Origin of the sequence: Veillonella dispar, assembly GCF_900637515.1 — a bacterium.
Lineage (GTDB): Bacteria > Bacillota > Negativicutes > Veillonellales > Veillonellaceae > Veillonella > Veillonella dispar.
Genome location: NZ_LR134375.1, coordinates 609,578 through 624,294, shown reverse-complemented (window position 1 = coordinate 624,294; position 14,717 = coordinate 609,578). Strand labels below are relative to the sequence as shown.

17 protein-coding genes are annotated in these 14,717 nt (G+C 42.2%); all 17 read right to left on the bottom strand.

From position 1 onward, the window contains the following. Positions 1-4 precede the first annotated feature (4 nt). A complete protein-coding gene (locus EL171_RS02840; RefSeq protein WP_005385923.1) occupies positions 5-436 on the bottom strand; it encodes a DUF2634 domain-containing protein in 432 nt (143 codons plus the stop codon). After that, positions 436-849, bottom strand: a complete 414-nt coding sequence (locus EL171_RS02835) for a DUF2577 domain-containing protein (RefSeq protein ID WP_005385922.1) — start codon at positions 847-849, stop codon at positions 436-438. Before EL171_RS02835 ends, EL171_RS02840 begins: the two co-directional genes overlap by 1 nt. Continuing rightward, a complete protein-coding gene (locus tag EL171_RS02830) occupies positions 849-2,405 on the bottom strand; it encodes an XkdQ/YqbQ family protein (protein WP_005385921.1) in 1,557 nt (518 codons plus the stop codon). Before EL171_RS02830 ends, EL171_RS02835 begins: the two co-directional genes overlap by 1 nt. After that, positions 2,396-3,079, bottom strand: a complete 684-nt coding sequence (locus EL171_RS02825; RefSeq protein ID WP_005385920.1) for a hypothetical protein — start codon at positions 3,077-3,079, stop codon at positions 2,396-2,398. Before EL171_RS02825 ends, EL171_RS02830 begins: the two co-directional genes overlap by 10 nt. Continuing rightward, a complete protein-coding gene (locus tag EL171_RS02820; RefSeq protein WP_005385919.1) occupies positions 3,080-5,095 on the bottom strand; it encodes a tape measure protein in 2,016 nt (671 codons plus the stop codon). A 173-nt stretch (positions 5,096-5,268) separates the two neighbouring features. After that, a complete protein-coding gene (locus tag EL171_RS02815; protein ID WP_005385917.1) occupies positions 5,269-5,697 on the bottom strand; it encodes a phage tail assembly chaperone in 429 nt (142 codons plus the stop codon). A gap of 33 nt (positions 5,698-5,730) precedes the next feature. Next, complete coding sequence (locus EL171_RS02810) at positions 5,731-6,225, bottom strand: phage tail tube protein (RefSeq protein ID WP_005385916.1); 495 nt, start codon at positions 6,223-6,225, stop codon at positions 5,731-5,733. An 11-nt stretch (positions 6,226-6,236) separates the two neighbouring features. Then, on the bottom strand, positions 6,237-7,592 hold the full coding sequence (locus EL171_RS02805) for a phage tail sheath C-terminal domain-containing protein (RefSeq protein WP_005385915.1): 1,356 nt from the start codon (positions 7,590-7,592) through the stop codon (positions 6,237-6,239). Positions 7,593-7,598: 6 nt separating this feature from the next. Further along, entirely contained in the window at positions 7,599-7,790 is a 192-nt protein-coding gene (locus tag EL171_RS02800; protein ID WP_005385914.1) for a hypothetical protein, read from the bottom strand. Next, a complete protein-coding gene (locus EL171_RS02795) occupies positions 7,780-8,217 on the bottom strand; it encodes a phage tail terminator family protein (protein ID WP_005385912.1) in 438 nt (145 codons plus the stop codon). The genes EL171_RS02800 and EL171_RS02795 overlap by 11 nt, the downstream gene beginning before the upstream one ends. Then, positions 8,204-8,722 carry an HK97 gp10 family phage protein gene (locus EL171_RS02790; protein ID WP_005385910.1) on the bottom strand — a complete coding sequence of 173 codons (519 nt, stop codon included), beginning with the start codon at positions 8,720-8,722 and terminating at the stop codon, positions 8,204-8,206. The genes EL171_RS02795 and EL171_RS02790 overlap by 14 nt, the downstream gene beginning before the upstream one ends. A 348-nt stretch (positions 8,723-9,070) precedes the next feature. Then, positions 9,071-9,439 carry a hypothetical protein gene (locus EL171_RS02785; RefSeq protein ID WP_005385908.1) on the bottom strand — a complete coding sequence of 123 codons (369 nt, stop codon included), beginning with the start codon at positions 9,437-9,439 and terminating at the stop codon, positions 9,071-9,073. 12 nt (positions 9,440-9,451) lie between these two features. Continuing rightward, positions 9,452-10,336: a N4-gp56 family major capsid protein gene (locus tag EL171_RS02780; RefSeq protein WP_005385907.1), complete on the bottom strand. Its 885-nt coding sequence runs from the start codon at positions 10,334-10,336 to the stop codon at positions 9,452-9,454. Next, positions 10,329-10,943: a phage scaffolding protein gene (locus tag EL171_RS02775; RefSeq protein ID WP_050755790.1), complete on the bottom strand. Its 615-nt coding sequence runs from the start codon at positions 10,941-10,943 to the stop codon at positions 10,329-10,331. Before EL171_RS02775 ends, EL171_RS02780 begins: the two co-directional genes overlap by 8 nt. Before the next feature lie 122 nt (positions 10,944-11,065). Then, complete coding sequence (locus EL171_RS02770) at positions 11,066-12,088, bottom strand: minor capsid protein (RefSeq protein ID WP_005385905.1); 1,023 nt, start codon at positions 12,086-12,088, stop codon at positions 11,066-11,068. Further along, positions 12,078-13,493, bottom strand: coding sequence for a phage portal protein (locus EL171_RS02765; protein WP_050755789.1), 1,416 nt, complete (start codon positions 13,491-13,493; stop codon positions 12,078-12,080). Before EL171_RS02765 ends, EL171_RS02770 begins: the two co-directional genes overlap by 11 nt. Further along, positions 13,490-14,713 (bottom strand): PBSX family phage terminase large subunit, encoded by a 1,224-nt coding sequence (locus EL171_RS02760; protein ID WP_232013661.1) that lies wholly within the window; start codon positions 14,711-14,713, stop codon positions 13,490-13,492. Before EL171_RS02760 ends, EL171_RS02765 begins: the two co-directional genes overlap by 4 nt. Positions 14,714-14,717: the final 4 nt, after the last annotated feature.

Sequence of the window (14,717 nt, the reverse complement as noted above, 5' to 3'; positions counted from 1 at the left end):
ATGCTCATACAATACCTTTCACCCCTTTCTTGATTTTTTGTAGCGTACCATAGATGGTATCTACATCAAACTCAACCATGACGTCGCCACCTTCGTGGCTAAAATCAAAGTTATATACTTTAGTTATTCTGTCGTCATTCAGTAAAGCCTCTTCTATGCGTCGCTGTAACTCAGCGTACACATACGGAATTGGCTGTCCGAATAAGTCTTGTAGTTCGATGCCGTAATTCCAACTGTAAATGATATATTGGTATCGCTCCGTATTGATGATTTTATAAATTGCTTGCTCCATAGCTCGCAACTTATCTGCATAGCCCCTAATTTGGCTGTCCGTTCTAAAATCAACATCATACGTATGCGACGGTTCAATGTAATTCACTGTATCAGGAATAAGGGCATCGTTATTTTGTTTTGGTAATAGTAAATTATCTGCCATTACTTAGTCGTGCACCCCCTATTCGGGTTATACCATCGGTCTAACGCTATGTAACGCTGTCCGCCGGTTTCCTTCAGCATAATGACCTTATCGCCCATCACTAATTGGTTATGAACAAGATACTTCTTACGCCCTTTGTACTCATGGTTATGGCTTGCGTATTCAGCCATACCACCGCCACCTGCTCGGTTTTCTGTAACATGATCAACGCTCATCTCCATAGTCCATTCGCAGGTGTTTTTGGTAAGAATAATATTCTCTTCAGGTACTGTTAACTTAGGGTCAATCTTAATAGCAAGCGGTGATATACTGACAACTTCGCCGACGATTACTTCCATAGGCTCGCCGTTTGATATGACGGTGCTCGCTATTTCTTTAATCGTATTAACGATTTTCATGTACTCGCTATCCATTATTTAGCCCCCATTCGAATAATCTTAGATGGCGCTTCGTCATTATGCCATGCATAATTTGCGTTGCCATACTTCATAGCATAACCTCGGCTCGAAGAGTTACCGAAGCACCCGCCTGCACCATCGGCAATAACAACGTGCTCATCATCACCATAAATCAACAAGTCGCCTTTATTAGCGTATCCGTTGAATTGTTCCGTTGTATAACCTTTAGCCTCGAGATTTTGACGAAGTGTATCAACCCTTGCCGTGCCTTTGTTGTACTCATCTTTCAAATCTGAATTGTACCAAGACCCAGTAGCACATACTGTGTCCGCACAACCCTGTTTACCATATTGGGATACTCGGCCATCATTAGAACTGAAAGCTGTGTCAACTTGGCCAGCTGTACCGCCTGCACCAGTAGCGACTGCGGAGCTTTTGGTCTTTTTAGCAGCTTCGATTTTCTTAACTGCTTCTGCGTCTTCGTCTTTTGCAACTTCATAAGCCGCATCATTATCAACGTATCGTAAATCTAAATCCATTCCGTGAAATCCTGTTTTAAACGTATGAGTAACAGATGATACCATCATGTAATTATTAACAATCATATCGCCAAAGTTTCGATTGATGTACACCAAGGATCCACCACGCACACGCACATCGCCAATGACATTTTTTAACTTAATCTCACGGCTCTTTTTGTTTTTGTGAGCCATGATTGCCTTGGCTTGCGCTACTGCGTTGATGTCCTTCTCTTTAGGAATGAGCAGATACTGTAATCTGCCCCATTTCTCGATGTTCTTGTCGTCCTTGGCGATGAATGTGTTCTCCAATTTACTTGATGCACCGTTCGGGACTGTACGGACGATTTTTACATAGTTGTATGTCTCCTTGTCTATGGAAGTTGTGTACTGCACGTCTTCCATGCACTCATCATCAATGTAAATATCGGTCTTCATAGTCTCAAACGATGCTAGCCGTAACTCACCCGCATCATCGTACAAATGATAGAACGCATGATTAGGCGTGTATATAGCCGTTTTATCGAGTAATTGGCATATCATTTCTTGCAACGACTTATCTTTGAATATGGTTTGCGGTTTCTCCGGAGTTTTCCATACGGTATCGTCCATATAACCACATTTCAATCCAAAGTCTTCTGCCACCATTTTGATGAACTCAGTCGCAGTCATAGCTCCGATAACATAACAATCTTTATTCTTGAGATAGCGTATCTGATCATAGCAAGTTACTGATATAGAGTTCTTGCCGTCACGCTGTTTCTCAAAGACATACCCAAAGAACACCGCTCCTCCGTTTAGGGTGAACTTAACAGTATCACCCTCTTCAAAATTGAGGTTAGGGTCTTTAGGTACTTTGAATGTCATCTTACTTGGAACGCAGTCAACTGCTCTCGTAATTTGTACGCCGTCTTCAGGTTCTATGAGCCATAAATCACCAGTGCTTTTGTTTCTGATGGTTAGCTCATAGTGTAGTTGCACCGGCATGGGTAACGGAATGATAGTGCCTTTGATTTGAGATTTTTCGACTGTTTTCTTTTCATCTATAGCCATTCGTTATTACCCTCTCGTTTAAGCTGGACGACTTGGCCAACTCCCAAGATAGCAGGCACAGCGATTTTGTTAAGTGCTGCGATTTGGAATAGGTTATCCGTATTACCTAGTTGCTTCTTAACGATTTGCTGCAATGTCTGCCCTTTGGATACCTTAGCAGTTGATGCGGCCACCTTGCCGTCTGTAGGCCTATCCGACTTAACGCTACCTTTTGCAGTACCGTCCTTATCAGTTTTTACTTCGATGCGTTTGGCACCCCAAGGCTTCCACTGCTTCAAAGTAACGCTAGCGTAGGAGTCAAAGCCATTGTCCGCATCTTCTTCTATGACGTAGTTTTCGAGCGTACACTTCATGTTAGTCATGGCTAGCATCTGTCCGCCTGGTTTCATTCGTACCACGATAAATTGGAAGATCGTCTTTGTAGTCTTAAGCTTTTCGAGTTCATCGATATAGTACTTAGCCTTCTTAGATTTAAACAGCAAGGACTCATTAAATGGATAATCGGAGTTAGGCAATAAGAATTTGAAAGCAAGGTCTGTAAGCCCTGCCGGCTTAATAACGTTAACTTCGCCTTTCCCCAATAACTCCATTGTTTCGTTCTTGCCGTTGATAGTAGTGGTTAATTCTTTAGGGGGAATCGGTATCTGCATCGTCCCCATATAGAAGTAATACATTTAGATTCCCTCCCTTTGAATTGCGAACGCGTCTTTCAAGCCTTTCGAGATTTGACTTGTAAAGCCGTCTAAATCAGTACCGTTGTTTATTTCCACATCGTTATTCATTTGAATGTGAATCACGTTGGCATCTTGCCATTTCTTCAACGATTTATTGATAGCGCTTTCACGGAGTGCCTTGATTTCCTCATTTGTCATGTCGATAGACTTGGCAATCTTGCCTGTGTTCTTGGCAGTCTTGCCTGTGTTTTTCTTAGTCTTATCAGCCGCATCATGATCCGCGCCTGGAGTAATTTTGCTAGCGTCAAACTCTTGAGGAGTTTTAATGTTAGGCATGTTAGGCATCAAATCGCCAAGGCTAAGGTTAGCCCCAATGTTATAGCCTTCCCCGAAAGCCCCTGTAACGCTAGAATAATCCATTTTGCCCATGACAGTGGTTTCACCGCCGGCAATCTCAAATCGTTCTAATACGCCAGTAGACCCGCCTACCTTATCGATATTTACGCCTGGGATTTTATTAATCGCATCTATGATGTCGTTAATTCTAGCTTTCACGAATTGCCAAATACCGTTCCATATATCGATAAACAAGTTAGCGACGGCATGTAATGGGTCTTTAAATACGTTGGCCAAGAAATTAACAAATGCTGCGATAATGTTCCATCCCAATGCGAACACATTGAAAATAGCGGAACCGAACGCCCAAAAAGCACCAACTACGATTCCCAGCACGCTGATATTCGCATCACAGAAATAGTTAATAGCTTCTACAGCTAAGTAGATTATGACTATAACTGCAACAATCAAGCCGATTACCCATGTTAACGGACACGCATATAATGCGGCGTTCAATCCTTCTTGAGCTACAATCATTGCCAAAAGGGCAGCAGTTTCAGCCCAGTCTGCTACGGCCTTAATCGCCATAGCACCGGCAGCGAGAATCGTTCTTCCGGCTGCTATACCGGCCTGGATTGCATAAAACGCCATTACACCGCCCAGTATTATCATTGCTGTATACATGATAGACGAGTGCTGTCTAACAAAGTTAGATAATGTGTTAAATGCCCATACTGCAGTATTAATCGTTTCACCGATAACACCTACGAGCCAATAGAATACCGGTGCTACCATTTGGATAGCTCCCGTTACGTTGTCCACTAACTCACGGATACCCTCGCTGTTAGCAAGGTCAGATATTCGTTGGAACACAGGTTCGAACGCCCGAATAGCTTTATTCTTAATCGACTGCATATGATCGCCCCATGTTTTAGGAAGCGATTCAAACTGCTTTTCAATCTCAGGCAAGTTATTCATAATAGCGTTTTTAATTACTTCAGCGGTAATCTTGCCTTCCGATGCCAGCTTCTTAAGTTCGCCACGAGATACGCCCATAGATTTCGCAATGATGTTTTCAATCATAGGCGCGTTTTCAGCAATAGACCTGAATTCGTCACCTTGTAATTGACCAGATGCTAGACCTTGTGTCAACTGAAGCATGGCGTTCTTTTGTGCTTCTTTCGATGCACCGCCAATAGCGAATACCTTTTGGATACCCTCCATAAATTCTACGGCTTTTCTTGGGTCCGGGAACGCATCATGTGCGGATTGAGATACCTGGATTACGGCGTCTGCCATTTCCAAATACCCACCTCTTGCACGCTGTGCGGATTCAAATATCTGCTTATTTAGGTAAATGGCATTTTCCTGGCTTCCGGCTACCAATTTAAGGCGAGCTTGCACCTGTGCCCATTCTGTAGCAGTATCTTGAATCGATTCAATGGCGCCTTTTATAGCGCCAATGCCATTCATCACGGTACTAGCCAACAGGTTACCGGCGAAGCTGTTCATGATACCGCCCATGCTAGCCTTTAGTGTTTCACTAGCGTTCGATACACCGTTCATCTTATTGTGAAGTGTGTTCATGGATTGATAGGCTTTAGTTGTTGCGTTTGCGGCTGCGTTCATAGCATTAGGAATATTAGTAGAGAGGCTTATATAGTTAGAAAGTGTAGCCATTCATTACCCCCTTTTTGCCTTATTCATTTCATCTTGCTCATCTTTAGCATGTTGCTGAATAAAGGCAATTACTACAGCCTTTTCATTCATGTCCATATCCGCAAAAACAGAAGGTCGCATATGGTATTTAACAAATGCCAAATATGCGAACATCGTTTCTGTTTCATTGGATTCTAGGAGTTTTTTACTTCTTTTACCTTATCTTCCATGCCTACATCATAGCCTTGGGCTTCTGTTACTGCTGCCAAAAGGTCAGCGTATTCACCTGGTGTGAGCATTGCTTTTACGAGCTCAACTGGTTCAGTAACACCCCAGCTATCTTGAAGTTCCGCATCATAAAGATTAGGATAAGTGATTGCCTTAGATAGCACATCTTCGTTGTATGCAGTCGCATCGAAGCGTTCTTCAGATTGACGAGTGATGCGGTCTGTAATACGTTTAGTGTATTTCTTACGCATCTTTTCTGTTTCGTCAGTAGCTAATGTTTTAATCTTCCATGCTACTGGCTCACCATTCACTTTGATACGTTTAGATGCTACGTATTCAGTCTCATTGACTACATCAACGTTTTGTTTAAGGAATGCGCTTAAATTTTCAGCCATTGTAAAAACCTCCTAAAAAAAAGGGAGCAAGCTCTAGGCTTGCATCCCGTCTAATTCATTAAAGTGTTGAACATATTTAACACCTTCATAAGTGAAGTTGTGTTCTTGTTCGATGTATTTGCCTTCAGCGTCAAATTCAGCTGCTGTTAATTCGTCAAGGTTCACACCTTTTAGAATTACAGAACGGCGACCTGCTTTAGATGTTGGATCGTTGTTTACTACTTGCATGTCAAAGTATGTATCCACACCGGTTTTCAAGTATTTTTCAACCATCTTATCGAATAAAGCTGTGTTGTGGTAAATCGTTAAGCTACCGCTGTATTCTACGGAGGTAGACTTATTACCCGCACCAATACGGCCCAAGATTGCCACTTTTTCTTTATTCTTTTTAATTTTTGCGCTAAGTTTCTTAGCTTGAAACAGTAAGTATCGGTTACCGTTCTCTACGATATAGCAAGACGCTAATTTAGAAGAAACAACGTCAGCTGCATCCATCGTTTTCAATGCATCTAAAATTTCATTTTCCATACGTTATCCTCCTAGGCTACTACAACAGTCATGTACAATTTTTCCATAGCCACAGTTGGCTGTAATTGTACGTTAACCAATACATCTTCCTTGTTATCGCCTTGTGTAGGTACTGGGATATCCTTATCATCGAAGTTTTGGATAGCACGTACCTTTTGGTATTGCTCAGCAAGATATACAAGGTCGCCCCATAAGGACTCACGACCAGCTTGGTCATTAGGGGATTTATCAAGATGTGTTTTATTGAACAGTCTAGCGCCGTCAACTGCCCAGTTATCCAATACACGAATGACTTGGTTAAGGGAGAAGTCGCGGTTTTTAGCTTTACTGAATTCAGTAAATGTGTTGATGTCTTTCAATACACGTACGTCGCCTTGGATATTACCACCAACGGAGTCAGTGACATTGTGGAACATAAACATACCATCTTTGATAGCTTGTTCGAGTTCGAACTGTTTGTACTTAACGTTTACAGTGTATTCACCATCATAAATCATATTGCCTACTGTAGCATTGATATTGCAAGATGCTTCTTGACCTAATGTCCAGTACACCAAAGAGCCTCTTTCGGCACCTTCATCGGTTACGTCATTAAGGATGGAGATAACACCTTCATAGTTGACCCCGGTCTTACCATGAATCACTAATTGGAATTTAGCGCCACTTTGTTCACGGCAACGTTTAGTAAATGCAATAAGTAAGTTCTTAATTGTGTCGTCCGCACCTGCGTAACCCAACGTATTGAAGTAGTAAGGTTCAAGCATATCAATGCCGTCTTGGTAGTTCTTAACGGTGATTGTGGAGCCGTTAGTACCACCGGATAGTGCAGTATAAGCTGTAGTAGTTAATGCGCCAGTTTTAGTGAATACGATGTAATCGTTATCTTGCAGTTCTGTCGCATTCTTCAAGTTCTTTTGAATATCTACTGCCTTACGAACATCGCCTGTAGTGAGGTAAGTAGTTACGATAAATTTACCTGTGTTATCTGGATCAGCTTGAACAGATACACCCAAATCGTTACCACGAATACCTTTATATTTTGCTTTACCGATTGTGCTTGTAGCTTGCGCACCGTCAGAGTTTAAGCGGTAGAAGTAACCAGTTTTCAAGCCACGGAACAAGTCACGTAAGCCCTTCATTTTGTCATGGCCGTAGTCATAACCAAAGTATTTTTGGCAATCCTTTTGGAATGTGTCGTTATCTACACGGAACACTTCGCCACTTGGGCCCCAATCAAAGGAGAGCATCATCGCGCCAAAGCCACGGTCAGATACTTCTGCATATGCTCGGTCTTTGGATACGAAGTTAATATAAGTACCTGGCAATACTTTATTGTGGAATAAGAATGTGCCACCACCTAATGCCATATTTCACTAACCTTTCACAGGCGTGTTTAATGCCTGATTTAAAATCTTATCAATGTCGCTTTCCGTATACATTTCATCTTCGTTAAGAAGGCAAGTGAGTAAATCACGATACCGTCTGTACTTGTCAGATGCAATGATAGCGTAAGCATCAAATTGTTGTTCAGCCGTTACTTCGACTGTTTCTTTTTCATCTGCCATCTTTTACCCTTTCCGTTAATTCCATGTGCTTCATCCGCTCGACGGGTTTGGCCACTTTCCGGAGTATGTTTTCATACGTCACGAAGAAGTGCAGCACACCGTCTGAAATCTTATATTTCATGCCAGTGCCCATAATTGTACGTTCCCCAACTTGTACAAATTCAAGCAGTAGGTACAGCACACTAGGAATATCAATGAGTTTTCGCGTATCAGTAACCACATCAAGATTATTGGCGTAATACATGATGTCTAAATCCAAAGAAGTATTGTAAAGATCACCGACATGTCTACCCATACTAGGTTCAATCAGCTTGATATATGCGCAGGGGAATGTCATATTGTTTTCTTTGAATTCTAGGTATATAGGCACGTTAAGTGCCGTATGTACGGCTTTAGATACGGCTGTTAATACATCAGAATCCACCATGCTTTTCAATCCATTTCTTTAATGCAATTTCCATAATACGTTTAGCGTTTTTACTGAGTGCCTTTTCAGCTTTCTCGTGCATGTACGCACCATCTACCCAAGGCTTTTTCAGTCTACCGCCTTGCATTACTCCACCTTTAGATTGGCCTATCCACGGAAGAAATCTCCCAACTTCTTGCCGATGCCCATCATTTAAAAACGAGGCGTAAGAGGATGTGTTAAACACCCTAACCCGTCCGGTTCTATCGTCCAGTCGATATCTACCAACACTCCACGATTGGCGAGTATGCTCGCTATCAAAGTACTTTGTTTGTACTTGACCATTTTGCATGAATTTAACCGATCGTTTCCCGACTGGTGTATTCAATTTAGCTTCACGCACATACACGCTGGCCATTTCCTTCACAACTTGCTTGTTGAAATTCTGAAGGCTACCTGATTGACTCAGTTTGACCAGGCTTCGATTAAATTCAGCAAAATCTTCCATGTTAAATTCAACACCCATGTCAATGCACCTCTAAATTTTCGAGTTGCACCTCTTGGTGGGTGTCATATCGTGCAGAAATCGAGGCACTGCGAAAAAGTTGCTTCGTATTTCGCCCTATAAGCTCGATTCGAGCCCCATTAGGTATGATTACCTCCGGAGCGGTGAAAAGTACCGTGGTGGTACTAAATTTCGCAATCTCAGCGATTTGACCTGTAGAGAGAGTTTTATAGCTAATTCTACAAGCAAAAGGACCCTCTCTACTGGCAGTTTTACTCATAATTCCAGTATCGGGGTCCATTGCATCCACTTCGGAGATAACATAACACGTACAATCGTATAATCGTTCTAACTGCTTTCTAGCAGCGTCTACCATCTTAGCCGTCGGAAGCATGCTAGGTCACCCCTTCCATATCCACTCAAAGCGGTGTCCAATTCTTGGAGACGGGATGCCTTGTCGGTTCCTTTAAATTGAACTTCAGTATCGCCCATTTTAATGGAGCTCGCCATTTCTCCGTCGGCTTCAATCAATTTATTTTTGTTTGTGGTGATATAGCTGCCAATTACACGATATACGAGAACGTGCTGTAATTCGCTAGGTAATTCCTTCTGATTGATATCATTGAGGATATGTTGTGTTTCCGCATCAATCATATACTCAATGATATTTATATCAGAAATTGCATCATACCCGAGCCACGATTCAAGAATTTGTAAAACTGTCTCTTTCGTGGTCATATTATTCACCTACTATTTTTTGAATGTAGCTTTTACAACTTTGGATTGGTTAGTCAACGCAACAACGTAGTGTTCGTTAGCAACGAATTTGTCGATACCTTTTTCAGGAACACGATCGTATTCAACAACAACGTCACGTTTAATGTAAATTGTTACAGCAGGTAATACAGGAGTACCATCTTCCACTTCTGCAGATACGCCAACGATGAAGTTGTCGATAGTTGCGCCAGTATCATTGATGCGGCGAGATGTTACAACACGACAGCCGGCAATCATACCGATTTCACCAGTCATCATAACGTCGTTACCGTATTTTGTTTTGTCGATGAAGTTAGGGTCTTTACGAAGTGCAGTAATTTGAGAAGGTGCTACGAACAAATATTTTTCAACGTAGTCTTCTTCGTTCAATTTGTCTACTGCGTTAACGATACCTTCATAGGAGATAACTTTAGTATCAGTTACTGCAAGAGTAGCACCGCCAAGAGCTGTTACTACATCTTGGTCGATTTTAGAAGCCAAGGACAAACGTAATTGATGAGTAGCTTCGCCTACTGGGTCGCCATAACCGGACAATTTAGCTTCGTCTGTGATGTCAACGCGTTTCATTGCTTTTTTAATTTTAGCTTTAGCGACGGATGTGGACATTTGAGTTGCAGTTACTTCTACGCCTTCTGCGATGTCTTCCGCGTCACCGATGTAGCCCCATGCTGGAATAGTGATTTCGTTACCTGGCACGCCTGCCAATTTGTTATCGATTTTAGCGATAGAAGTAAATTTAATAGCTTTTGGTAAACCTGCGGATACCATGTCCGCCATTACTTGAGGGTTAACTACATTAGCAGTTTGCGTAGGACCTGCTGCGAATGTTTGTAAATTAAAAGAGAATTGTTTATTCATTAGCGTTTCCTCCTGTTAATGAATGGTAAAGATCAATGTCGTTTGCGAATAACTCCGCACGTTGAGAGTATGTCATTTTAGCGAAGTCTTCTTTAGTTACTGCGCTGCTTGGTGCTTTACCGCCAGGATTACCAGGCGCTACACCTTTAGGGGCAGACGCTTCCCCAAATAAATAAGGATTAGCTTTGGCAACTTCTGCAAGTTGTTCATCTAATCCTTTAATTTTGCCGTCCTTCACTTTTGCACCGGTTAAATCCAAGAGTGCACGGACCGCAACGTTGTTTTTAGCTTTTGCGTTGGACAATGCTACGTTAACAATATTGTCGATTTCAAGTTGTGCGATTTTACCCTCGTATTCAGCTTTACGAGTTTCTGCATCAGCTTTCATCGTTTCAATTTGTTTCGCAAGCTCCGCATTATCTGCATTAGATTTTTTGAGGTTATCAATCTCGCTATTAAGAGTCGTGAGTTCCCCTTTTACGGATTTGAGTTCCTCGTTTTTAGCATTGAATTGATCCTTAGACACATAATTCTTGCCATAGTCTTCAACGACCTTAGCAGTCTGTTCTTCAGTTAATCCTAGTGCTAACAATTCTTCCTTAGTCATAGTGACCTCCTTAAAAAATACCCATTTCGCTTTATTTTCGTGAGCCACACCTCACGGCTACGGTCTTGTTAGTTATCGCCCAACAATACTAAAATGGCAATAAAAAAGCAGCGTTTCCGCTGCTAATTGATATATTCTTTTTCCCATTCCTCGTAGGTAATCGCACCATCAAAATCAGTACTCTTATCGTTCTGACTTCTACCTGTTCGAGTGCCCTCGAGTCCTGGGATATATGGAATTGTAGTTGACCGGCAATAGCAATGGAACGGCGGAACCGTTACGCCCGGTTTAGCGTCAACGACTCTGACACGTTTACGGTCCATGTGTCTGCAGATGGAAGAAGTATGACTATCGAGTGTAGCCAGTATCTCTAACTCCTCGACATCTAGGTCTTTCATACTATCAAGAAACCCTTGCTCGTGAACCCGTGCCGTCTCTGTTTCGATTAATCGCTTAGCGTTACTGTATGATGTCTTCATCCGCTTATGTAGATTATCTGCCATCGTGTCCGCCCCTTGCCCAATAATGAGGGCTTGGGTGAAATCATTCTGCAAGTTAGCTACTAGCTTACTTGTATCGCCCCAAATCCTACTACTGAAGTCCTTGCCATCACTCGCCCATTGACTGTGAACCACGCTATCAACACGCTTACTATCAATCGTATTAATAGGTGAATATTCCCCGCGTTGCGTCTGCACTGTATATGCGGACTTATACGCGGAGGACTGATACACGTCTTTCAATAAGTCGTTAAGTGAAATACTCTGCTTTTGAGCCAGTATTTCGAGCTCGTGAACCACATTGATATACAGCATCTGTTCACGGCTTAACCGCTCACGAATGGATGCGTTCGATAGCATTTGTTGGTGTTCTTCAGATACGCCGAGTTTCTTAGCCTCTGCCTTGAATTCAGCTAAATCCATTTTAAAGGCTTTCATCTCGTAGGCGTTCAGAAGTTTCCTTGCTTCGGCTAATTGAAGTCCGTTTTCTGTGGCGAACCGGCGATACCAATCGTTGATAGCCTTTTCTAACCTGCGTAACGCCCTGGCGTAGTTAGCTTTGATTTCCGCATCAGTGAGATTCGCTTTTTGAAACGATTCATCTAGTAAGCGCTCATATCGTTTCTCCCAGTAATCATTCGCCATCTGCCTCACCGCCGTTCGGTACAACAAAATCTGCTGTTACTTCGGACTGTTCCTTTTTTACTTTTGCAAGTTCTTCCGCAGCATCTGTGGTCCAAGGATGATTTGCAATAATGGTTTCATTGGATATGATACCAACGGAATTTTTACAGTTATTAATCGTATCGCCTTCATTGATAGGTAGGTCACGATTAAATATGAAGTCCACTTCTTCAACTGTATCTTGATTAGTTAAACCACGATACGTGTTAACGAACCACATCAAATCGTGTAAGCTAGATTTAAACTCTAGCTCCATTTCATTGGCATCTAAATCAATATCAGAGTACATGGACATGATGTTCATCTGATTTGGATTGTTAGCCATACGATCGTCCTTAGCATCAAAGCCCCGTCCGTTCTCGATAATAGCCTTACGCAAAATGTTAATCAGTAATTGGTAATTGTCGCTATTCACCTCTATTTTTAGGGCTTTCACGTCACCGTTGACACCATCTACTGTGCGAACCTTAATCGCGCCATACGAAGCAAGATTTTGACGGAACTCAGCTAGATTTTCGCCGTCATAGTTCTGTAGTATCAAAATTGTGCTGCGGATATCTTCTTCCATATTATCCTGGAAGTTAGATAGTAACCGGTTAAGTGCATCTTGCAAGGATTTAACCTTATCGATAAGCGGTTGCTCGAATTCATTCGCACGGAACATAATGAGAGGAATACGTTCCCAGTTATAAGGTGTATCGGCAATCGCAAAATTAGCAGTATCTTCTTTATCGGGGTCCGGAAGTAAACGTTCCGTATCCCATATGTAATACTGAATTCCATTCGGTGTGTAGTATTCCACTTTATGAATGGTCTTAGTTTCTAACCCTGTGTAGTACTCAATATCGTACAAGTATAAGAACGCATCTAGTTGTGTGTGCTCCTCATCTGCCCAAAATGGTAAAACCTGATGCGGTTTCATCATCTTAAACTTTAGCGTGCCGTCGATGCCTATGTAAGGGTGTATATACGCCTTACCCGCCATCGTTGCGAACTTACCGACAGACTTCAACAAACGCTGGAACTGAATACCAAACATCTTATCGAGCTCGTCATCATCTGCGTTAATATCCAACGGCTTAGACAATAAGTAGTTAACCTTTTGGTCTACTAAATCATCAAATCGGTTATCCACAATCTGATTGTTAGGGACACCCTGTAACGCTATTCGCGTATTACCCTCACCAATAACATATCGTTGCTTATTCAAAATGTCATGTTTACCGTCATAATAATCGATAGCAGTACACATCGTTTTACGCTGTTCGCTACCCAGAAAATTACGCAGTTGTGCTTGTAGGAACTCGCGTTCCGACATAGTCGCGGAACCTTTTATGATGCGGTCCCACAGCTGAGATAATATCAATCAAACGACCACCTTTCTACATTAATATCTTCTAAACCATACCGCATAGCATCCATAGCATGGTTATTTTCGTCTTCAGGTTTCCCTGTGTATTTCTCAAAGCGATCCTTCGCCCATTGGTACGTGGATAATTCACGCAGCACATTAACGCATCTTGGGTGAACGATTAATTCGTAGTCTTGTATCCTCTGAATGCCGTTTAATATGCTGTCTTTACCTTTGCGTGCCCTGGTTATTCCTTTTAACCCTGCCTGGTACAATTCCTCAATAGATTTAGGCTCGGCACTATCGGCCCTTATCTTCTCTTTAGCGTAACCCATATCAATGATGCGGGATGCTAATTGTTGATTCGTAAGCCCTGTTTCGTACAGCTCGTCAAATATGTAGATTTTCTTATTCACCATATCAACAAGCATGCACACTAGCGCTGTAGGGTCTACCGTATAACCAAAATCAAGGCCAAACGCGGACTTGGTACCGGTTTGACCTCTAATATAATCAACACTAAATTCTTGTTCTTTCCAGTTTTCGTAAACCAGGCCTTCAACAACGCCCCAGTTACCGAGCCCTGCTACTTGATACCGCTTAGGGTTCTTCTTCATCTCTTCGAATAACACTAAGTCAGATTCACTCAAGAACTCGTTACACAGATAATTCGTAGTCATGGCTAGAACGTTGTCACTAGGTTCATCAAAAAAGCGCTTCTTTAACCAGTGCCTATCGGACCACGGGTTAAAAGTTAAGACTACCTGGTGATACAAACCGTCAGGCAACTGACCACGAATAGATTCATCCAGTCTGTTGAAGGCATCTTCACTCATAATCTCGTAAGCTTCTTCAATCCATAGCCTACACAAAGCACCGACTTCAACAGTAATGGACGTTACCTTTAAAGGATCATCGAGACCACGAAATAGAATCTTCTGTCCTGTTGGGATATACGTTATCTCAAGTGGAGATACGGAACATTTGAAATACCGCTCCACCTTCAACTGGCGCATAGCCCATTTGAGTTGCGCGAAACAACTGTCACGCAAAGTCCGTTCTGTCTTACGAACGACTAACCAGTTAATACAAGGGTTCTCCATTATCTCCACAATGACTTTTAGAGACTGCGTAGAAGACTTCTTACTGGCACGACTGCCCTTGACTACTTTATAACGACCTTTGAACCGCCAAAAAGCACCGTATCCCTTGCCTACAATATCCGGCAAGTACACTCTA

Bases quoted from the DNA above. Each gene is read 5' to 3' on its own strand.
- EL171_RS02830 (WP_005385921.1), bottom strand. From the start codon at position 2,405: ATGGCTATAGATGAAAAGAAAACAGTCGAAAAATCTCAAATCAAAGGC.
- EL171_RS02800 (WP_005385914.1), bottom strand. From the start codon at position 7,790: ATGGCAGATGAAAAAGAAACAGTCGAAGTAACGGCTGAACAACAATTT.
- EL171_RS02820 (WP_005385919.1), bottom strand. From the start codon at position 5,095: ATGGCTACACTTTCTAACTATATAAGCCTCTCTACTAATATTCCTAAT.
- EL171_RS02775 (WP_050755790.1), bottom strand. From the start codon at position 10,943: ATGACTAAGGAAGAATTGTTAGCACTAGGATTAACTGAAGAACAGACT.
- EL171_RS02795 (WP_005385912.1), bottom strand. From the start codon at position 8,217: ATGGTGGATTCTGATGTATTAACAGCCGTATCTAAAGCCGTACATACG.
- EL171_RS02770 (WP_005385905.1), bottom strand. From the start codon at position 12,088: ATGGCGAATGATTACTGGGAGAAACGATATGAGCGCTTACTAGATGAA.
- EL171_RS02780 (WP_005385907.1), bottom strand. From the start codon at position 10,336: ATGAATAAACAATTCTCTTTTAATTTACAAACATTCGCAGCAGGTCCT.
- EL171_RS02805 (WP_005385915.1), bottom strand. From the start codon at position 7,592: ATGGCATTAGGTGGTGGCACATTCTTATTCCACAATAAAGTATTGCCA.
- EL171_RS02785 (WP_005385908.1), bottom strand. From the start codon at position 9,439: ATGACCACGAAAGAGACAGTTTTACAAATTCTTGAATCGTGGCTCGGG.
- EL171_RS02790 (WP_005385910.1), bottom strand. From the start codon at position 8,722: ATGGGTGTTGAATTTAACATGGAAGATTTTGCTGAATTTAATCGAAGC.
- EL171_RS02835 (WP_005385922.1), bottom strand. From the start codon at position 849: ATGGATAGCGAGTACATGAAAATCGTTAATACGATTAAAGAAATAGCG.
- EL171_RS02815 (WP_005385917.1), bottom strand. From the start codon at position 5,697: ATGGCTGAAAATTTAAGCGCATTCCTTAAACAAAACGTTGATGTAGTC.
- EL171_RS02840 (WP_005385923.1), bottom strand. From the start codon at position 436: ATGGCAGATAATTTACTATTACCAAAACAAAATAACGATGCCCTTATT.
- EL171_RS02825 (WP_005385920.1), bottom strand. From the start codon at position 3,079: ATGTATTACTTCTATATGGGGACGATGCAGATACCGATTCCCCCTAAA.
- EL171_RS02810 (WP_005385916.1), bottom strand. From the start codon at position 6,225: ATGGAAAATGAAATTTTAGATGCATTGAAAACGATGGATGCAGCTGAC.